The organism is Bacteroides sp. HMSC067B03 (assembly GCF_001811315.1).
Lineage (GTDB): Bacteria > Bacteroidota > Bacteroidia > Bacteroidales > Bacteroidaceae > Bacteroides > Bacteroides faecis.
Genome location: NZ_KV804386.1, coordinates 19340 through 38721 on the forward strand (window position 1 = coordinate 19340; position 19382 = coordinate 38721).

Sequence of the window (19382 nt, forward strand, 5' to 3'; positions counted from 1 at the left end):
TATTTGAATAGATTATTTAATTAAGTTTATTTTGAATGTTGTTATTTGCAATGCCTTTAAGTGTCAATACAATAGGAGAGTTAATAGAATTACAATATATAACTAAGTTTTTACTGAAATACCCAATATCATTAGGCTTAATTTCAGCCTTAATGATTGTGCTCTCTCCAGGCTTTATTGGTTGTTTATCCCATATAACATCTGTACACCCACATGATAGCGATATTCTTGTAATAAGTAGTGGTTTATTCCCGTTGTTCGTAACTTTAAAAACTGTAGAACTTATACTATCTTTGGTAATAGTTCCAAAATTGTGAATAGTTCTGTCTAAACTAGCACTTGTTTGAATCTTTGTTTCTGTATTTTGATTCCCTCCAATTATAGCTTTGAAAGACTCCCAAATTTGTAAAGATGATGTTGGATTTCCTTGAGCTAAAACCTTATCTTCCTTATTTAATAAGAAACATTCATTTTGTATGGATTTCGAAAATTGATTTGTACGTGACCTTCTTGTTTTAGGAAATTGGTTCAAACTATTAATAGAATCTGCATCATCCACAAAAATAGGATAATCAAATAGATTAGCCGATAATATATTCTTCAATTCGTATATGCTTTTAGGCTGAAAATAAAATAAAAAATCTACTTTGTTTGGAAATAAGATTTCTGCTTCAGAAATTATTTGTTTCCATTCTAATAATTTCATTCTACAACTGTTACAACCAGTCGAATCAACATAGAATAATATTTTATATTCTTTACGAAGACTATCTTTACAAAATTTTGTTAGTGAGTCTCTCCCATGCATAATACAAGGTGTGTTTTGAGGGAAATAAATTTGTTTACCTACCCACGTGCTCGTGTTTTTCTCTTTCTTGTCATTTTTGCACGAAACCGTAAGAAATAAAAAAAGTACGAGTAAAATGCATCCATAGAATTGAGTTTTTTTTGTCATAATATTAGATGTTATAGTTTGTGTGAAAATATAATAAAAAACGCATTGATATAACTAATCTCATCACTCTCTTAGTTGTTATTCGTATTTGATCTAAATAACAGACAGTATCTACGTTTGTTTATCTTTGCTAATAAAGTTGCATCACAGCATTCAAATTATTCTAAAACAGTAAATCTAGATTATATTTTCTACAATTTTAATTATAAACTTTTCCTTCATTATAAAAGCTTAAAATTGGTAGTAAATATATGAAAATCAGCGAAATAGATAACTTGAAAATTAATGTGAATTCCTAATTGAGGTACTTTTATAGTTTTAAACGGCTAAATTCTTGACTATGAATTGCACAAAAAACAGGAATGGGAGTAAAGATACGGAATTAATTCCTATTCTACAAACAAATTTTGGAAGAATATGAATTTAGCACGTACAAAGTTTATTGCACTATTTTTGTATGGTCTATGTAAGACTCAAGCATTAAACTAAAAGAAAATAGCTGTATATTTCGGGAAAAGCAGATAGAGTATCATCTCGTCGCCGAATACAACGTTTTGGCTTAATATAATTTATGTAGTAGGAGCCCGCTTAGCATCGTTATTGCTAGCGAAAGCACATCTATCTTGGCTATGACTAATTGGGAGTTTAGCGAGCTAAATATTAATATTTTATATTGGTAGTAGATATATGTTATTAGGATATGGTCTTTCCAGTTACTTTAATATTATATATAGTTCTTTGGGTAATACTCTTTGGTTTTTATTCTTGTAATTTGATGCAAATCAAGCGATTTTATAAATCATGTAATCTCAAAAAACGGGAAACGATTAGTTGTTCTTATTCTGTTTTATGGTAAAGAAGTTATTGTTTGCCGCTCTTTAAAGTGTCAACTACCCTATGTTCTCTTGTCTTACAACTAGTATTATTAAATTATCTTACCGACATCTTCATCGTTTCACCCGGGTGATACGATCTGTTTACTATCGTGACGTGATCGGTTCACCTAAGTGCAATGATCTGTTCACTCGGGTGAAACGATGAAGATATTGGTAAGAAAACATGCAGATCTAGGTATCTTAAGTGAAGGATATAAGTAGCATAACATCTAAAGAACCGGTCATTTAAACACAGAATAGCGGTACATAATCGGAGTGTTGCTAATGTAAACGGAAAGCACATGAGAAATGAGTCGTAAATGAATGAGAGATACCCCTAAAGACAATGAGAGATACGTGAAAAATAGCTGTTTGAATGAAGAAAAGAGTGAGAGACACCTGTTTGAAAAGGATCTCTCACTCTTTATATTGCTGATTATCTACGGCTTATCTTAATGGAATGAGACCGTGAGACCAAAAAGTTTTTTTTATTTCTGGGGAGGAGGTGTGGGGGCTTATCCCAACAACTCTTTTACTTTTGCAGAAATAGCACGGCCTTCTGCCAGTCCTGCCAACTTCTTGGAGGCAACTCCCATCACCTTACCCATATCTTTTCCGCTGGTAGCACCTGTTTCGGCAATGATTTCCTTCAATGCAGCTTCCAGTTCTTCAGCAGTCATTTGTTTGGGCAAATAAGCTTCCATTACGGCAACCTGTGCCAGTTCTCCGTCAGCCAGATCCTGGCGTCCCTGTCCGATATAGATTTCGGCAGAGTCCTTACCTTGTTTCACCAGTTTCTGAATGATTTTCAAGGCTGCTTCGTCTGTCAGTGTATCGTTGGCTCCCGGAGCTGTTTTAGCTTCGATGAAGAATTTCTTTATGTTTCTTAAAGTCTCCAAGGCAACTTTATCTTTTGCCTTCATTGCGTTTTTAATGTCTTCGCTGACTTTGTCAAATAAATCCATGATGATATTTATATTTTAATTATTTACAATTTGTAATAGCAAGGGGAAGAACCATCTAGAAAGTGATTACCCCGTCATTGTCCGTAGCCTCTTCCATGGCAACTTCCTCTTCAAGAGCCGCTTTCGTCTTGATTTTCAACAGCTTCGTTTTATCGCGCGTGTAAGTAGGAGATTCCTCTATCATGGCGATGATGTCGTCGTTGTCCAAATCTTCGGTATTGAAGATATAGATATGGCGACGGCTGCGCAGGCTTTTCTTTCCGATGCCGGCACTTTCACCGTATGCCTTGCGGATACGCTCTTTATTCTTCTCCTTCTCTTCTTCAAGCTGCAACTGGCGTTCTTCTTCCTCCTGGCTGCGGGCTTCGTGCAGTGTGTCCATACCGGGCACGTCTTCCACACCAAATCCGGTGGCGAGTACGGTGATCTTTACTTTGGTGTCCAGAGAGTTGTCTACGGCGACTCCCCAGATTACTTCCACACCTTCGCGGAACTTGCTCATGAACTCGTGTATCTCGTTCATTTCTTCCATCATCAGTTCGGACGTGGGACAGAAGGATACGTTCAACATCACCTTTTTAGCGTTGAAGATGTCGTTGTTGTTCAGCAACGGAGAGTGGAGGGCATCGTCGATAGCTTTGGTGACACGGTTCTCGCCTTCTCCGAATCCGGTACTCATGATGGCTACACCACCGTCTTTCAGGATGGTCTTCACATCGGCAAAGTCCAGATTCACCGTACCACGCATGGTGATAATCTCGGCGATACTTTTTGCTGCGATGGAAAGCGTGTCATCAGCTTTGCCGAAAGCATTCATGAAGGTAAGGTCGGCATATATTTCGCGCAGGCGTTCGTTGTTGATGACCAGCAAGGCATCTACGTGCTGGGCGATACGTTCGACGCCGTCCAGTGCCTGAATGATTTTCTTTTCTCCTTCGAAAATAAATGGAATGGTGACAATACCTACTGTCAGAATATCCATCTCCTTCGCAATGCGGGCGATGACAGGGGCGGCTCCGGTTCCGGTTCCTCCTCCCATTCCGGCAGTGATGAATACCATCTTGGTGCCGTCGTTCAACTGTTCTTTGATATCGTCAATACTTTCTTCGGCGGCGTCGCGTGCCCGTTCGGGACGGTTGCCGGCTCCAAGTCCTTGTGTGATGCTACGGCCCAGTTGCAGTTTCACCGGAACGGGTGACTCGGCTAATGCCTGGTTGTCCGTGTTGCAGAGAACGAACGTTACGTCATGTATGCCTTCCCGGTACATGTGGTTCACAGCGTTACCGCCACCGCCACCTACACCAATCACTTTGATGATCTTAGGTGAGTCGGTCGGGAAATCGAATTGTACTATCTCGTCCATATTATTGAATTTTGAATTTATTTCATATCGTCGTCAGAGAAGATTTCCTTTGTCAGGGAGTCGATCTTGCGTTGAATCCAGCTGGGACCGGCTTCTCTCTTCCGTCTTTCTTTCTCTTCTTTTTCCTTCTGCTTGCGGAGTCTTTCGGCTTCCTTGGCAGCTGCCCGGGCTTCTTTTTCCTCCTCGTCTTTTTTGAGGCGTGCCAGCCGGGCTTGCTCTTTCAGTTCCTGATCGTCCTCAAACATGTCTGCGGTCTTGTGAACTTCCGGCTCCGGTTTGGGAGTTACGGGAGTAGCCGGTATCTGCGGAGCGGTTTCAATCAGGCAGCAGTTCTGGTTGCCTTCAAACAGAAGTCCGAACAATGTGTTCTGCGAACCGTCCTTCTTCAGTATGTTGCTCGGAGCATGAACTGTGTTGCGGGGCAGTTTCGCCATTCTCATCTTTTCTATCTTCGAACGTCTGCGAAGCATTTCTTCCAGGTTTTTCAGGTTGGCGGCTCCTCCTGTGAGGATGATGCCGGCCAGCAGTTTATCTTCGTAGCCGGAGATTTGAATCTGGTTCCATACGTTAGCGATGATTTCTTCGGTACGCGCTTCGATGATGTTGTTGAGCTTGCTCAGTTCAATCGTGCGGCTTTCGTCTTCGAGCTTGCAGGTAGCGGGCTCTTCGCTTTCGTCTTCTTCGTATAGGGCGTCTCCGTAAGTTCTCTTCAGTCGTTCCGCCTCTTCCTCTTCCATTTGCAGGGTGGTGATGTCGCGGGTGATGCTGTTTCCTCCCAACGGCAATACGGTCAGGAAGCGGAGAATGTTGTTCTTATAAACCGAAATAGTGGTGGTATCAGCACCGAAGTCGATGAGTGCGCAGCCCGAACGGCGTTCGCTCTCTGTCAGCACGGCATTGGCTGTTACCAGTGGCGCGATCAGTTGGTCGGCAATATCGATCTTTGCCTGCTGGAAGCAGTGTTCCAGATTCTTCCGTACGGAAGAGCGGGCGACGATATTGAGGAAGCGGCCTTCGATGTGGCTTCCTACCAGTCCCACCGGATTGGCTTGCAGATTATTGCCGACTTTGTATTCTTGCGGCGCTACGTCCAGTATATCCATATCGACTACCGGAATAGCTACGTTCTCATCACCGATAGCGCTTACCAGCTCTTCTGAGATGATCGCTTCTTCTTCCAGGTCGCGACTTACCACGTTGCGGACTGTGCGGAGTGATTGTCCGCCAATGCCTACGTATACCTTGGCGATTGAGTTTTTCAACTCACCTTCCAGTCTGTTGATGATAGAAGTCAGGCTTTGCGCTGTCTTGTCCAGATTGAAGATTACCCCTTTACGGATAAACGTAGAGGAGTCTTCCTGGGCATATGCCAGTATTTGCATGCTTCCGTCACTGTTCTTTCTTCCGGCCACACCGGTTATCTTCGATGAACCAAGTTCAATAGCGGCGATAAATTCTGTTGTTGCCATCTCTTTATTTACAATTTAATTATTTACAATTTACTATTTAGAGAGACTTGTCACTCATAACTCATCACTCATCCCCCGGAACTCACATCTCATCACTCTCTCTTCGTGCAGATTATTTGGTTGCTGAATTCAAGGTTGATACGTGAATATTTGTTCCAGCCTACCTGATTGAGTCCTTTCTGATAGAATTCTTTCAGGCGTGCCAGTTTGTCTTCAAAGTTTTCAAGTTTGCCGAGATAGACGAGGTGGTCGCCTACACGAGGTACCAGTTCGATGTTGCGGTCGGGCAACACATGGATTTGTTCTATCTGGGCGTTCCAGAACTTATTGTTTTGCAAAAATACACCAAACTTATATAAATCCTTCATTGCAAACGACTTTTCTACGTTTCCGGTGACAATTGCCCGGTGAGCGACACATTTTGCTTCCGGTGGCATGACGGTTCCTTTATTATCCAGATAATAATTCTCTCCGTTAGCGCTCATGATACGCAGAATCGGTATGCGCTGTGTCACTTCCACACAGACTTTACCGCTGGGGGTCTTGTAGCACTCCGCTTCGTCTATCAGCGGATGTTTGCTCAGTTCCCGTTCCAGCGACTTGGTAGAGATGCGCTCCATCTTTTTCCCGATAGGGTAGATACCTTTGTGCTGGAGGATGCCTTTTACTTCTTCTTTGGTGATGAAGCCGGCATAGGCGGTATCCTTGATGACCAGTTCTACGTCACGGCAGGTCTGGTCGGCAGGCTTGCGGTTGAAAGCGGTGATGGCTATGCCGAGGTAGGCAATAAGCATCAACATGACGATAGATAGAAGGATTCTCTTTACCATAACTTTTTTTTAATTAAGAATGAGGAATGAAGAATGAAGAATTTCTATGCAGCATAGCATAGTTGCGCAGCCAATTCTTCATTCATCATTCTTCATTCTTTCCAGTTCTTTCTTTATTTCGGGGACATAGTTGTCGATGTCTCCGGCTCCTAGAGTGATTAATACTTCAATGTTTTTATCTTTCAGAATGTTCAGTATTTCTTCCTTTTTGCACATACTTTTTTCGATACCCGGACGGAGGTTGTCGTATATCAGCTTGCTGGTGACACCGGGGATCGGTGTTTCACGGGCCGGGTAGATGTCTGTCAGAATGACTTCGTCCAGTAGCGACAGGCTATCGGCAAAGTCCTGATAGAAGTCGCGGGTACGGGTGTAAAGGTGCGGCTGGAAGATGGCTGTGATCTTCTTGTCTTTATAGAGTTCGCGGATAGACAGTACGCTCTGTTTGATTTCCGAAGGATGATGGGCGTAGTCGCTCAGGAAGACTACCTGGTCATTCTTGATCTTGAAATCGAACCGGCGGTCTACACCGCGGAAGCTGTTCATTCCTTGTCTGATCTCTTCGTCGGTCACTCCGTTGAGGTGTGCAAGTGCCATGGCGGCTACGCCGTTTTCGATGTTGATGCTTACCGGAACTCCCAGCTGGATATCGTTGATGCGGGTGTCGGGGGCAACGAAGTCGATGAAGATTTCACCGTTTCCGATGCGGATGTTCTCTGCGTGGAAGTCGCCCTCGTCGCGCGAATAGGTATAGACACGGACTCCGGACTGCACTTTCGGTTGCAGCGAGATGCCTTTGCGGATAATCAGTGCACCACCCGGCTGGATCAGTGTTGTATAATGTTCGAAGCTTTCAAGGTATGCCTCTTCTGTTCCGTAGATGTCCAGATGGTCAGGGTCTGTGGCAGTGATGACGGACATATATGGGGACAGCCAATGGAAGGAACGGTCGAACTCGTCTGCTTCGATGACTGTATAAGGGCTTTTCTGGGAAAGGAGCAGGTTGGTGCCGTAATTCTTGGAGATGCCTCCGAGGAATGCGGTACATTCTACATGCGATTGATGGAACAGGTGGGCGGTCATGGTAGAAGTAGTCGTTTTACCATGAGTACCGGCTACACACAGTCCTTTGCTGGAATGAGTGATGGTTCCCAGTACTTGTGCGCGCTTTTGTATTTCGAATCCGTTGTTGCGGAAATAAACTAATTCTTCGTGTTCCTGCGGGACAGCGGGAGTCAATACGACTAAAGTGCTTTTGGGGTCCTTGCAGGCTTCCGGAATCAGGCTGACGTTTTCTTCGTAATGTATTTGTGCGCCTTCGGCGATGAGATTTTCAGTCAATGGGGTCGGGGTACGGTCGTATCCGGCTACCACTTTTCCTTTGGAAAGGAAATAACGGACAAGTGCGCTCATACCGATGCCTCCGGCACCGACAAAGTAGACTGATTGTATCGTTTCAATATTCATTTCTTTATACTGTTTTAGTTTCTATATTAATTTTAGGCACGGATTACACGGATTCCACGGTTTAAGAATGATGTGTTAATATTTTACGTTTTACTTCAGCTGCTACACCAAAATTTAGTAATAAACCTACTTCTAGTCCTGTTGCTTTTAGATAATTGACTAATTGCCACTCATGTTCTGGACGAAGGGTTGTTACAGCTTTTAGCTCAAGAATGATTTCGTCGTTTACTACTATATCTGCAATGTATCTTCCCACCATTTCACCTTTATAATAAACTTCCATCTCTTTTTGAGATTGACAGAAAAGTCCTCTTCTTAGGAGTTCTTTATAAAGTGCATTCTGATAGACTTGTTCTAAGAACCCAAATCCTAATGTGTTATGTACTTCATAAAAAGCACTTATGATTTCTTTTGTCAATTTCTCGTATATCATTCTTAAACCGTGTAATCCGCGTAATCCGTGCCTAATTAATATTATTTGTTTTCTGTTTCTGCCAGCTTGATTACTTCCTGCGCGATGATCCGTGCAGAGTCGGGTAAAGCCAGCTTGGCTATATTGTCACTTAGTTCTTTCAGCTTCTGATCGTCGGCTACTGTTTTCAGTGCTACATCCATCAGCTTGGCTTCCGCTTCACTGTCTTTTACATAGATGGCGGCTTGTTTGTCCACCAATGCCAGTGCATTCTTAGTCTGATGATCTTCTGCCACATTGGGAGAAGGGACCAGGACAACAGGCTTGTGCAACAAACAAAACTCTGAAATAGAACCGGCTCCCGCACGTGAGATTACTAGGTCGGAGGCTGCGTAAGCGGCTGCCATATCCTTGATGAAGTCCGTCACATACAGATTCGGAAGTTTTCCTGCTGCCCGTACGGCTTCTGTCACCTGTGGATAGTAATACTTTCCGGTCTGCCAGATGAACTGTATATCGGCGTTTGCCTTGATTGTAGCTAATGCGGCGGTCAGCGTATTATTAATAGTACGCGCGCCAAGGCTACCGCCTACAATCAGAATTGTTTTCTTATTCGGCAACAGGTTGAAGGAGCGCAGTGCCGCATTCTTTTCCGGCATATCCTTCGTCAGATTCTGGCGAACGGGGTTTCCGGTCATTATAATCTTATCGGCAGGAAAGAACTTTTCCATTCCATCGTATGCAACACAAATAACCTTTGCTTTTTGTGCCAACAGCTTGTTTGTGACTCCGGCATAAGAGTTCTGCTCCTGAATCAAGGTCGGTACTCCCATCATACCGGCAGTCTTTAGTGTGGGGCCGCTGGCATATCCTCCTACGCCTACCGCTACCTGCGGGCGGAAGTTTTTGATAATGCTCCGGGCTTTCCACTGGCTGCGTGCCAGCTTAATCAGTACAGCTACGTTTTTCCATAAATGTTTGCGGTCGAAACCGGCTATCGGGAGTCCGATGATCCGGTAGCCTGCATCGGGAACCCGCTGCATCTCCATGCGGCCTTCGGCACCTACAAACAATATCTTTGCATCCGGTCGCAATTCCATTATAGCGTTGGCGATGGATACGGCAGGGAAGATGTGTCCTCCTGTGCCTCCACCGCTGATGATAATTCTAAGTTCTTTTTCCATCATAATCCTTTTTTATCCGTTCTTCACCGTTTACGGTTCATCGTAAACCGTGCATCATCGTTTATTGCTGTCATGTTCATCTTCGAACTTGGCATCACTGTTCAGAATCTGTGCAGTCGGTTCGGCAGCAGCCTGAGCCTCCGAAGTCGCTGTTCCGGCTTCTATCTGCATCTGAATCTGTGCGTCATGCGCTTTCTGTTCTTCCAGATGAGCTGTATATCGGCTTACGCTCAATATCATTCCGATATAGGCGCAGTTGATTAATGTACTTGTACCTCCTTTGCTGACCAGAGGCAAAGGTTGTCCCGTCACGGGGAACAGCCCCACGGCAACCATCATATTCAGTATCGCTTGCGATACTAACAGCAAAGCGATGCTCATGACAAGGAAGGCGGGGAAAGTCCGTTCGCACTTTTGCGCGATACGTCCGGCCCGCATCAGCAGCCAGAGATAGAGGAATACGACAAATATGCCTCCTATCAGTCCCATCTCTTCGATTACTATCGCGAAGATGAAATCGGAGAATGCCTGGCTGAGGAAGTCACGCTGTATGGAGTTGCCCGGCCCTTTGCCCACTACATGACTGGTAGCGATGGCGATACGGGCATGTGCAATCTGTGCGTCTTTATCTATATCGAATTTGGCTGCGGGCACTTCATCTTTATCGAAGAAGCCTTTGATACGGTTCTGCCAAGTCTCCAGACGGTGAAGTCCGGGGGTGCTGTGCAACGTCTTAGCAGGAATTGCTACAACCGTACCCACACCGAGCGCGCCGATCAGAATGAGCCCTCCTGCCAGCAGAAGGAGTTTCTTTGCGGCTACTCGTCCGATGAACATCATCATGAATACGACGCCGAACAACAACATGGCTGTCGACAAGTTCTCCGGAGCAATCAGAATGAGGACCAGTCCGGTAAGAATCATGATGTATTTAAAGGCTTTCGGATTGGCTCCTTCTTCATCCTGCCTTTTCGACAGGATAAACGAAACGGCAATGATGACAGCCATCTTTGCCAGTTCCGAGGGCTGGAACTGTAGTCCCATAAAGGTCATCCAGCGGGCTGCTCCATTGACACGGTCGCCTGTGATGATACCCATCAGTGTGACGAATGCCAGCAGGACGAGGGAGATCGGATACAGGAAGACTGGGAATACCTGAAACCATTTGTAGGGGACATTGTGCAGAAACACTACTACTACGGCACCCACCATCAGGATGATGGAGTGCTGTGTAATCGGTCCCCAGTGATCGCCGCTTTTGTAGGTCAGCGTCGATGCTGCCGAGAACACCTCGATAATCGAGATGAGGCAGAGACAGAGGAAGATAATCCAGATTACCTTGTCACCTTTAAATATGTTCTTTAATAAATCCATTTTATAACTCTCTTACATATTTCTTAAACTGATCGCCGCGGTCTTCGTAACTCTTGAAGAGGTCGAAAGAGGCGCAGCAGGGGCTTAACAATACGGTTTCTCCTTTCTTAGCCAGTTTATAGGCTGCTTCCACTGCATCTTTCATTCCGGTCTGCACATCGGCTACGGGCAGTCCGAAGCGGTCGAAAAACTCGTGTAGCTTTTCGTTATGCAGTCCCAGGTAAACCAGTGCCGAGCACTTTTCCCGTACCAGATCTTCTATTTCCGTATAGTCATTGCCTTTGTCTTTTCCGCCCAGTATCAGTACTGTCTTGGTAGTCATGCTTTGCAGGGCATACCAGCAGGAGTTGACATTGGTCGCTTTGGAATCGTTGATGAAGTCGATGCCGCGTACACGTGCCACTTTCTCCAGGCGGTGTTCCACTCCCTTGAAGTCGGAAAGTGCCTTGCGGATATTCTCTTTGGTGATACCTGCGAGGTTTGCCGAGATTCCGGCAGCTAACGAGTTGTAAAGGTTATGCTGTCCGGTCAATGCCAGTTCCTCCTGTTCCATGTTGAAGGCGATAGGCTCGGTGATCTTCACTTCATGATCTTCTACGTATGCGATGGCTCCGTCTTCCTTCATGGCTGCGAAAGGATACAGATGTGCTTTCAGACCATGTTTTGCCAGTTCCTGTTTGATGATCGGGTCATCGTTCCAGAAGATGAAGGCGTCATCGGTGGTCTGGTTCTGTGTAATACGGAACTTGGCATCGATGTAGTTCTGCATGCAATGGTCGTATCGGTCCAGATGATCCGGTGTGATGTTCATCAGTACGGCGATATTGGCACGGAAGTTATACATATTGTCCAGTTGGAAAGAACTGAGCTCGATGATGTAATAGTCATGGTGTTCTTCGGCTACTTGTAAAGCCAGACTCTTGCCAATGTTACCGGCGAGACCTACATTCAGGTCTGCGCTCTTGAAGATATGGTAGATCAGGGAAGTAGTCGTTGTCTTTCCGTTAGAACCGGTGATACAGATCATTTTGGCATCGGTATAGCGTCCGGCGAACTCGATTTCGGAGATGATCGGTGTACCCTGGGCTTTCAGTTTCAGGATCAACGGGGCGTCATTCGGGATACCGGGGCTTTTGATCACCTCATCGGCATTCAGAATGAGTTCTTCGGTATGATGTCCTTCCTCCCAGGCAATATGGTGGCTGTCAAGGAGTTCTTTATACTTATCCTTGATAACGGACATATCCGAAACAAATGTTTCAAGTCCTTTTACTTTGGCGAGTACGGCTGCACCGGCACCGCTTTCACCGGCTCCTAAAATTACAATTCTTTTCATTTACAGTAATGTGCTTTTGCTGTCCGACAGGCAGACTCTTCTCTCTTCCTTTTCATCCCTTCTTTTTCGCTCATCGGCTGCACACATCTTTTTAAAGTTAATAATCGGGTTAATACTCTCTTATATAATAAATTTTAATTAGGCACGGATTACACGGATTTCACGGTCTTACACAGCTATTGGTTTACTAAAACCGTGTTATCCGTGTCATCCGTGCCAGATAATTTTCATCTTATTTTTAATGTAATAATCGTTATCGCTGCCAGTACAATCGTTACAATCCAGAAACGGACGGTAATCTTTGACTCGTGGAACAGCTGGTCGGGTTTCGTGAATTTTACGGTACATCCCGGTTCTACCAGACTCATGGAAGTACGGAAATGATCGTGTATCGGAGTCCGTTTGAACAGCCGCTGTTTCACTCCTTTCCGTTTTCCTATCTTATAGTAGAAACGTTGCAGTATGACCGACAGGTTCTCTATCAGGAACACGCCACAGAGAATCGGTATCAGCAGCTCTTTGTGGATGATGATGGCAAAAACGGCAATGATACCACCGATGGTCAGACTACCTGTGTCTCCCATGAATACTTGTGCCGGATAGGCATTGTACCATAAGAAACCAATCAACGCACCGATAAATGCGCAAATGTAAATTACCAGTTCTTCCGATCCCGGAATGTACATGATATTCAAGTAACTGGCAAACTCGATGTGCGACGATACATAGGCAAGTACTCCCAGTGTGGCACCGATGATGGCGGAGTTTCCGGCTGCCATGCCGTCCATTCCGTCGTTGAGGTTTGCACCATTCGATACGGCAGTTACAACGAAAATCGTGATAATCACGAACAGTATCCATCCGGCTGTCTGTGCATGTTCGCCCATAAAACCAACCAGATCGGCATAATCTAAGTTATTGCTTTTGAAGAAAGGGATAGTGGTTTGGGTTGATTTTAAATCATTCGTTCCGTGGATCACTTCCATTTCCTGTCCCGGCGTATGAACTTCGATGTTCTCGCGGATGACTACATCCGGGCTTAGATACAGAGTCAGTCCTACAATCAGTCCCAGACCGACCTGACCAATGATCTTGAATTTGCCGTGCAAACCTTCCTTGTCTTTCTTGAATATTTTGATGTAATCGTCGGCAAAACCGAGTGATCCCAGCCATACGGTGGTTATCAGCATCAATATCATATATATATTGTCCAGCTTACCCAATAGCAGGCATGGTATGAGGATGGCTACGATAATGATAACCCCTCCCATACTTGGCACACCCACTTTGTTGACGCCAAACGGATCGGTCTTGGCATCACGCTGTGTTTCCGTGATTTGCTTCTTTTTCAGCAGATTGATGAATTTATCTCCCCAGATGCTTGATATAAGCAATGCGAGGATAACAGCCATCAAAGCACGGAATGAGGTGTAACCGAACATTCCCGCTCCGGGAAAATTGAGCTTATGCAGCCATTCAAACAGATAATATAACATCTCTTTTCTCTTTACAATTTAGTGTCTGCAATTTACAGTCTCTTATTGATGCCCCACGCCTGATAAGGAGCTGTCTGTTGCAAATTATTATAGGTTGTCAATTAAATATTTCTTTCAAAACTTCTTTGTCATCGAAGTGATGTTTCACTCCTCTGATCTCCTGGTAATTTTCGTGCCCCTTTCCGGCTACGAGGATTACATCTCCTTTCTCTGCAAGCATGCAAGCTGTACGGATTGCTTCTTTGCGGTCGGCGATACTAAGCGTTTTTCTCATATCTTCCGCATCCAGTCCGGCAAGCATATCGTTGATGATGTCTTGTGGCTCTTCAAAGCGGGGATTATCCGATGTTATAATCACCCGGTCGCTGGCTTTCGCTGCTTCTTTCGCCATGATAGGGCGTTTTCCCTTATCACGGTTGCCGCCGGCACCTACTACGGTGATCACTTTACCTTTGCCTTCGAGTACTCCGTGAATGGCATTCAATACGTTAATCAGTGCATCCGGCGTATGTGCATAGTCAACGATTGCTGTCACTCCTTTCGGAGAACGGATGGCATCGAAACGTCCGGCTACCGGATGGAGTGTACTAAGTGCTATGAGTACCTCTTCCTCTTTTTTGCCTAATAATACGGCTGCTCCGAACACTGCCAGCAGGTTGGAGGCATTGAACTTGCCGATAAACTGAACGGCTAGTTCATGTTTGTTGAAATCGAGCAGCATCCCTTCAAAATGGGACTCAATGACCCGTCCTTTGAAGTCGCTGAGGCTTCTTAACGAATAGGTGTAAACCTTGGAACGTGTATTCTGTGTCATCACCAGTCCATTCTTGTCGTCAAGGTTGGTGAGACTGAAAGCGTTTTTAGGCATATCGTCGAAGAACTTTTTCTTTGCCTTGAGATAGTTCTCTACGGTTTTATGATAATCAAGATGGTCGCGGGTCAGGTTCGTGAAAATCCCTCCTGCAAACTTTAATCCGCTGATACGTTTCTGAGCGATGGAATGAGAGCTGACTTCCATAAAGACGTACTTGCATCCTTCATCTGCCATTTGGCCCAATAAACGGTTTAGCGTGATAGGGTCGGGGGTTGTATGCTCTGTCGGAATCGGCTGGTCGTCGATATAGTTGCAGACAGTAGAGATTAATCCCACTTTATAACCGAAGTAGCGGAATGTATTATATAATAAGGTGGCAATGGTTGTTTTACCATTTGTTCCTGTGACACCGACCAGTTCGAATTGTTCTGTCGGATTTCCATAGAATGTCGTAGCAATCTTTCCTACTGCATCTTCGCTGTCTTTCACCTGAATATAGGTGATTCCTGCTACGGGCTCCTCCGGAAGGTCTTCACAAAGGATGGCAGTGGCTCCTTTCTGAATGGCGGCGGGAATATAGGCATGACCATCGGTCTGCGTGCCACGCATCGCCATAAATAGTTGGCCGGCTTCCACCAGACGGGAGTCGATGTTGACTCCGGTGATTTCTATCTTTGAATCTCCGGTCACTTGCACCGGCTGGATTGCTTTCAGTAACTCGTTTAATAACATATCTGTCCTACTTAATTTAATTCTTAATGCATCGTAAGCGTAATCGTTTGCCCCTTCTTAACGACACTGCCGTTGGCTATCGACTGGCTTTTTACTTTCCCGACTCCCACCAGATTAACTTTCAATCCTTTACTTTCCAATAGATAAACAGCATCTTTTGCTCCCATACCTACGACGCTCGGTACGAAGTTCTGCATGATACCCCGGCTCTCAAGAACCACAGCTTGAGGAGCGGGATGAGTGCTTCCCCATACTTCTTTCCCCGAGTCGGTGATTTTTCCCTGTATCTTTATATTCAGTTCTTCCAGTACCCGTTGCGTTTCCCTCATTTCTCCCGCCTTGACGTTCGGGATGACAACCGTATTTGTATCAATGGCACTGGTGAGCGGTAAGCGCAGGTCTTTTGCATAGACTCTTTCTGCAATCTTACTGAATACGCTACCCGCCATCAAACCTCCCGAAGCAGGCAGACCGGGTTTCTGGATAGAGACAATCATACTGTATTTAGGCTTTTCCGACGGGAAGTATCCGCAGAAACTGACGAGATAATTGGTTCTTCCCGTCTTATATCCCGCTGCTCCCTGCGAAATCTGTGCGGTTCCGGTTTTACCGGAAACATGGAACTGCTTGCTTCCCGCGGGTTTGGCGAGTCCTTCGCCTACTACTTTCCGTAGGATTTCCCGTATCTGTGCCAACGTTTTGTCCGAACAGATTTTCGGATTGATAACCTCGGTCGGGTATTCCTTTACCACTTCTCCGTCTCTGACAGCGGCTCTTACAAACTTCGGACGAATGGATACTCCGTTGTTGGCAATCGCATTGTAGAATGTCAGAATATTGATCGGCGGAACCTGAGTTTCATAACCGATACTCATCCACGGCAATGTCGTTTTCGAAAAATAGCGTTCTTTCGGACCGCGAATGTTCGGTTTTCCTTCTCCTGATATTTGCAGGTGGAGAGGTTGGTCAATGCTCATCCGTTTCAGTCCGTCTACAAATTTCTGCGGGTTACTTCCGTAAAAGTTTTCAATGATGCTGGAAGTTCCTACATTGGATGATACTCCCAGAATCTCGGTAACAGTCAGTTTGCCATATCCTCCGCGATGCCAGTTGTGGTCTTTCATGACACGACCGTGCATCGGCTTTTGTCCGTTGCCGGTGTCTACGATATAGTCCGGAGTGATTTTTCCGTCCTCCAGAGCTACCATGATAGATGCCGTCTTGAAAGTAGATCCCGGCTCAAGCATATCACTGATTGCATTATTGCGTACCTCGTAATATTCGCCGTCTCTGCCTTGGGTCATATTAACGATGGCTTTTACCTCTCCGGTTGTTACTTCCATCAATACGACTACACCTACGGTAGCATTCAGCTCTTTCAGTTTGTCTACCAATGCTTTTTCGCAAATATCCTGCATGCCTACATCGATAGTAGTGATCAGATCGCAGCCGTCGATAGGGGCGACATCGACAATATTCAGGTATTTGTTCATTACTTTCTGGCGGTGAGTCAGCCCGTCACGTCCTTTCAGAATCGTATCGAATGCAAGTTCTATACCGTTCTTGGCTCCTTGAGCTGTATCAGCATATACATCTCCCAAGGTGCGGGCTGCCAATGAGCCGAAAGGTTTCTTGCGCTGATTGTATGCCAGTTCCTTGAATCCTCCTTTATAACGGTTCAGACAGAAAACAGGCAGACGTTTCACCTCTTTATATTGTATATAGGAGATACGCTTCGGATAAATCAGGTAGTTACGGCTTTTTGCCTGTCGTCCTTTCTGAAGGTGCGCCTTGAATTGTGCCGCACTCTTATCAGGGAATATCTTGTGGAGTCCGATACAGATCGAATCCATATTTGCTTTGAGGATGGAATCCCGGCGTGCCTGATCCTTCTTTCTTCTTTTTTCGTCCTTTTCACCGGACATAAAGTCCATGTAGATTCTGTATTCAGGCAGTGAACTGGCCATTAGTTTACCGTCAGAAGAAATAATGTTTCCACGGTTAGGCTTCACCGTTACGTTTTCTTTTACGAAACGATCGGCTACATCCTGCCAGTACTGCCGTTCGGCAAACATGGTCACGCCTGCCTTAACGACAATTGCTACTCCTATCAATGCCATTATCAGAATGACAAAGAAGTAACGGGTCATTATATTTTTCTTATTTACTGCCACAGTGCCTATTTTCTTTTAAAACTCCCAACTCACACCTTATTTAATAAGATAAGGTGGATTGGTGGAAGTCTGCAAATCACTTTCCTTGTTTGATATATATTCCTCGATACGTGACTGACGGCTTTTCTCCATCAGCTCCGAACTACGGGTCAGCGCATCGTATTTAATGTCAATTAATTCTTTTTTCAGCCGGTCTATTTCAATCTGTTGTTGCTGGCTGGCATAACGGTTGTGGATATAGAAGATAACGAATACCATAATCAGTACCAACAGCTTCGTCTGCCGACGGAAAAAGTCTGTGGCGAGGATATCTCCTCCCAGAATACTTTTCAATGAGGTGCGTTTTTTCTTCTTGCCCTCTTCTGTCTTTTTGTCTACTATTTCTTCTTCCATATCTGAGACTATTTTTTCTCTGCTATTCGTAATTTGGCACTTCTCGACCGTGGGTTTCTTTCTATCTCCGCTTCGCCGGGAACAATCACCTTATTGTTGACTAACCGGAACGGGGTTTGCAGATTCCCGAAAAAGTCGGTTTCCGCTTTGCCTTCCACGTTGCCTGTTTTCATTATATTCTTCACCATCCGGTCTTCCAGTGAATGATAAGTGATAACCACAAGGCGTCCGCCCGGTTTGAGCGCTTCGGTAGCAGCTGACAGCATTTCTTTCAGTGCTTCCATCTCCTGATTTACTTCAATGCGAAGTGCTTGAAATACTTTCGCCAATTCTTTTTTCTCCCGTTCGCGTCCGAAAAGCGGCTTGATGATTTCCAAAAATTCACCGATTGTCCGGATAGACTGTCCGTTTCTGGCTTTTACAATGACAGATGCCAGTTTACGGCTGTTCTTCAGTTCGCCGTACAGGTAGAAAAGGTTTGCGAGCCGTTCTTCTTCGTATGTGTTGATGATGTCGGCTGCCGTGATTCCTGCACGTTTGTTCATGCGCATATCCAGTGCTCCGTCGAAACGGAAGGAGAAGCCGCGTTCGCTGTCGTCGAAATGGTGGGAGGATACGCCAAGGTCAGCCAGAATAGCGTCTACCTGCTCAATGCCATGATAACGCAGGAAATTCTGCAAATAACGAAAATTACTGCGTACAAAGGTGAAGTGGGTATCATTGACGATATTCCGTTCGGCATCCTCATCCTGGTCGAATCCCAGCAGACGTCCGCCTTCTCCAAGGCGTGAAAGAATCTCGCGCGAATGTCCCGCTCCTCCGAAGGTAACGTCTACATACGTTCCGTCCGGACGAATATTCATTCCGTCAACGCTTTCCTTTAGCAATACTGGTACGTGGTATGTCAAATCATCTTTCTCCATCTTGTCTATTTTCATCGTTCATAATCTCTTCTAATGCTGCACCAAACTCTTCGGGAGACATAAACGGTTGTTCTGCCCGTTCTTTTGCCCATATCTCTATCTTGTTGTCGATGCCGATAAATCGTATATCTCCATGGATATTACAAATCTGTAAGTAACGTTTCGGGATTAGTATGCGTCCGTTGCTGTCGGGCGTAACTATTTCGACGTCACTCACAAACTGTCTGAAAATGAGCTGGTGTTTACTATTCCATTTGTTCAGCCTGCTCCGGAGTTCGTTTAACTCCTCGTTCCACACGCTCTCGGGGTACAGTGTCAGGCAGTCTTGAAATACGTCTTTACGCATAATGAGTCTCTCTTCGGAGGCAGCTTGCAATTGCTTCCTGAAGGTGGCTGGGATGAACACTCTTCCTTTTGCGTCCGCCCTGACTTCAATATTGCCTAAAAAACGTATCATTTACCTTATTATAATAAAGAGACCGTAAAAGTAGGAAATTCCCCACAATTCCCCACAATTTTCCATAAAAATCTTTTAGAGAAGTTTTCAACCGATTGTTAAATGCTTATTTACTTGAAAAAGATGTGGTTTGGGAAATGCTTTATTAGTGGGGAAAACAGGA

At 45.0% G+C, this 19382-nt stretch carries 16 protein-coding genes; all 16 read right to left on the reverse strand.

Translation table 11 applies throughout. From position 1 onward, the window contains the following. Window positions 1-16: 16 nt before the first annotated feature. Window positions 17-706 carry a DUF1573 domain-containing protein gene (locus tag HMPREF2794_RS16065; protein WP_168166609.1) on the reverse strand — a complete coding sequence of 230 codons (690 nt, stop codon included), beginning with the start codon at window positions 704-706 and terminating at the stop codon, window positions 17-19. Between the two features lie 1639 nt (window positions 707-2345). Then, the gene (locus HMPREF2794_RS16070; protein ID WP_008763705.1) at window positions 2346-2795 is read right to left on the reverse strand and encodes a GatB/YqeY domain-containing protein; all 450 of its coding nucleotides are present in this window, start codon (window positions 2793-2795) and stop codon (window positions 2346-2348) included. A 55-nt stretch (window positions 2796-2850) separates the two neighbouring features. Beyond that, complete coding sequence (ftsZ, locus tag HMPREF2794_RS16075) at window positions 2851-4158, reverse strand: cell division protein FtsZ (protein WP_008763706.1); 1308 nt, start codon at window positions 4156-4158, stop codon at window positions 2851-2853. A 17-nt stretch (window positions 4159-4175) separates the two neighbouring features. Further along, window positions 4176-5627, reverse strand: coding sequence for a cell division protein FtsA (ftsA, locus tag HMPREF2794_RS16080; protein ID WP_010536177.1), 1452 nt, complete (start codon window positions 5625-5627; stop codon window positions 4176-4178). Window positions 5628-5719: 92 nt separating this feature from the next. Next, window positions 5720-6457 carry a cell division protein FtsQ/DivIB gene (locus HMPREF2794_RS16085; RefSeq protein ID WP_022301427.1) on the reverse strand — a complete coding sequence of 246 codons (738 nt, stop codon included), beginning with the start codon at window positions 6455-6457 and terminating at the stop codon, window positions 5720-5722. 78 nt (window positions 6458-6535) lie between these two features. Next, window positions 6536-7924, reverse strand: coding sequence for a UDP-N-acetylmuramate--L-alanine ligase (gene murC / locus HMPREF2794_RS16090; RefSeq protein WP_070751927.1), 1389 nt, complete (start codon window positions 7922-7924; stop codon window positions 6536-6538). A gap of 61 nt (window positions 7925-7985) precedes the next feature. After that, complete coding sequence (locus HMPREF2794_RS16095; protein ID WP_022301426.1) at window positions 7986-8357, reverse strand: GxxExxY protein; 372 nt, start codon at window positions 8355-8357, stop codon at window positions 7986-7988. Between the two features lie 41 nt (window positions 8358-8398). Next, window positions 8399-9520 (reverse strand): undecaprenyldiphospho-muramoylpentapeptide beta-N-acetylglucosaminyltransferase, encoded by a 1122-nt coding sequence (murG, locus tag HMPREF2794_RS16100; protein ID WP_070751931.1) that lies wholly within the window; start codon window positions 9518-9520, stop codon window positions 8399-8401. 54 nt (window positions 9521-9574) lie between these two features. Further along, entirely contained in the window at window positions 9575-10894 is a 1320-nt protein-coding gene (locus tag HMPREF2794_RS16105) for an FtsW/RodA/SpoVE family cell cycle protein (protein WP_010536182.1), read from the reverse strand. A gap of 1 nt (window position 10895) precedes the next feature. Then, window positions 10896-12230: a UDP-N-acetylmuramoyl-L-alanine--D-glutamate ligase gene (murD, locus tag HMPREF2794_RS16110; RefSeq protein WP_022301424.1), complete on the reverse strand. Its 1335-nt coding sequence runs from the start codon at window positions 12228-12230 to the stop codon at window positions 10896-10898. 227 nt (window positions 12231-12457) lie between these two features. After that, on the reverse strand, window positions 12458-13726 hold the full coding sequence (gene mraY / locus HMPREF2794_RS16115; RefSeq protein ID WP_022301423.1) for a phospho-N-acetylmuramoyl-pentapeptide-transferase: 1269 nt from the start codon (window positions 13724-13726) through the stop codon (window positions 12458-12460). A 97-nt stretch (window positions 13727-13823) separates the two neighbouring features. After that, complete coding sequence (locus HMPREF2794_RS16120; protein ID WP_010536185.1) at window positions 13824-15272, reverse strand: UDP-N-acetylmuramoyl-L-alanyl-D-glutamate--2,6-diaminopimelate ligase; 1449 nt, start codon at window positions 15270-15272, stop codon at window positions 13824-13826. A 23-nt stretch (window positions 15273-15295) separates the two neighbouring features. Then, window positions 15296-17422 carry a penicillin-binding protein gene (locus tag HMPREF2794_RS16125; RefSeq protein ID WP_010536186.1) on the reverse strand — a complete coding sequence of 709 codons (2127 nt, stop codon included), beginning with the start codon at window positions 17420-17422 and terminating at the stop codon, window positions 15296-15298. 60 nt (window positions 17423-17482) lie between these two features. Then, the gene (locus tag HMPREF2794_RS16130) at window positions 17483-17839 is read right to left on the reverse strand and encodes an FtsL-like putative cell division protein (protein ID WP_022301421.1); all 357 of its coding nucleotides are present in this window, start codon (window positions 17837-17839) and stop codon (window positions 17483-17485) included. An 8-nt stretch (window positions 17840-17847) separates the two neighbouring features. After that, window positions 17848-18762 (reverse strand): 16S rRNA (cytosine(1402)-N(4))-methyltransferase RsmH, encoded by a 915-nt coding sequence (gene rsmH, locus HMPREF2794_RS16135; RefSeq protein WP_010536188.1) that lies wholly within the window; start codon window positions 18760-18762, stop codon window positions 17848-17850. Continuing rightward, the gene (gene mraZ, locus HMPREF2794_RS16140) at window positions 18749-19219 is read right to left on the reverse strand and encodes a division/cell wall cluster transcriptional repressor MraZ (protein WP_010536189.1); all 471 of its coding nucleotides are present in this window, start codon (window positions 19217-19219) and stop codon (window positions 18749-18751) included. Before mraZ ends, rsmH begins: the two co-directional genes overlap by 14 nt. Between the last annotated feature and the right edge of the window lie 163 nt (window positions 19220-19382).

What these genes read in the sequence shown, in the direction of transcription:
- HMPREF2794_RS16130 (WP_022301421.1), bottom strand. Translation starts at nt 17,839, where the DNA reads ATGGAAGAAGAAATAGTAGACAAAAAGACAGAAGAGGGCAAGAAGAAA.
- HMPREF2794_RS16085 (WP_022301427.1), bottom strand. Translation starts at nt 6,457, where the DNA reads ATGGTAAAGAGAATCCTTCTATCTATCGTCATGTTGATGCTTATTGCC.
- HMPREF2794_RS16065 (WP_168166609.1), bottom strand. Translation starts at nt 706, where the DNA reads ATGAAATTATTAGAATGGAAACAAATAATTTCTGAAGCAGAAATCTTA.
- mraY (WP_022301423.1), bottom strand. Translation starts at nt 13,726, where the DNA reads ATGTTATATTATCTGTTTGAATGGCTGCATAAGCTCAATTTTCCCGGA.
- murG (WP_070751931.1), bottom strand. Translation starts at nt 9,520, where the DNA reads ATGGAAAAAGAACTTAGAATTATCATCAGCGGTGGAGGCACAGGAGGA.
- murD (WP_022301424.1), bottom strand. Translation starts at nt 12,230, where the DNA reads ATGAAAAGAATTGTAATTTTAGGAGCCGGTGAAAGCGGTGCCGGTGCA.
- ftsZ (WP_008763706.1), bottom strand. Translation starts at nt 4,158, where the DNA reads ATGGACGAGATAGTACAATTCGATTTCCCGACCGACTCACCTAAGATC.
- HMPREF2794_RS16120 (WP_010536185.1), bottom strand. Translation starts at nt 15,272, where the DNA reads ATGTTATTAAACGAGTTACTGAAAGCAATCCAGCCGGTGCAAGTGACC.
- HMPREF2794_RS16070 (WP_008763705.1), bottom strand. Translation starts at nt 2,795, where the DNA reads ATGGATTTATTTGACAAAGTCAGCGAAGACATTAAAAACGCAATGAAG.
- rsmH (WP_010536188.1), bottom strand. Translation starts at nt 18,762, where the DNA reads ATGGAGAAAGATGATTTGACATACCACGTACCAGTATTGCTAAAGGAA.
- HMPREF2794_RS16125 (WP_010536186.1), bottom strand. Translation starts at nt 17,422, where the DNA reads ATGACCCGTTACTTCTTTGTCATTCTGATAATGGCATTGATAGGAGTA.
- mraZ (WP_010536189.1), bottom strand. Translation starts at nt 19,219, where the DNA reads ATGATACGTTTTTTAGGCAATATTGAAGTCAGGGCGGACGCAAAAGGA.
- HMPREF2794_RS16095 (WP_022301426.1), bottom strand. Translation starts at nt 8,357, where the DNA reads ATGATATACGAGAAATTGACAAAAGAAATCATAAGTGCTTTTTATGAA.
- ftsA (WP_010536177.1), bottom strand. Translation starts at nt 5,627, where the DNA reads ATGGCAACAACAGAATTTATCGCCGCTATTGAACTTGGTTCATCGAAG.
- murC (WP_070751927.1), bottom strand. Translation starts at nt 7,924, where the DNA reads ATGAATATTGAAACGATACAATCAGTCTACTTTGTCGGTGCCGGAGGC.
- HMPREF2794_RS16105 (WP_010536182.1), bottom strand. Translation starts at nt 10,894, where the DNA reads ATGGATTTATTAAAGAACATATTTAAAGGTGACAAGGTAATCTGGATT.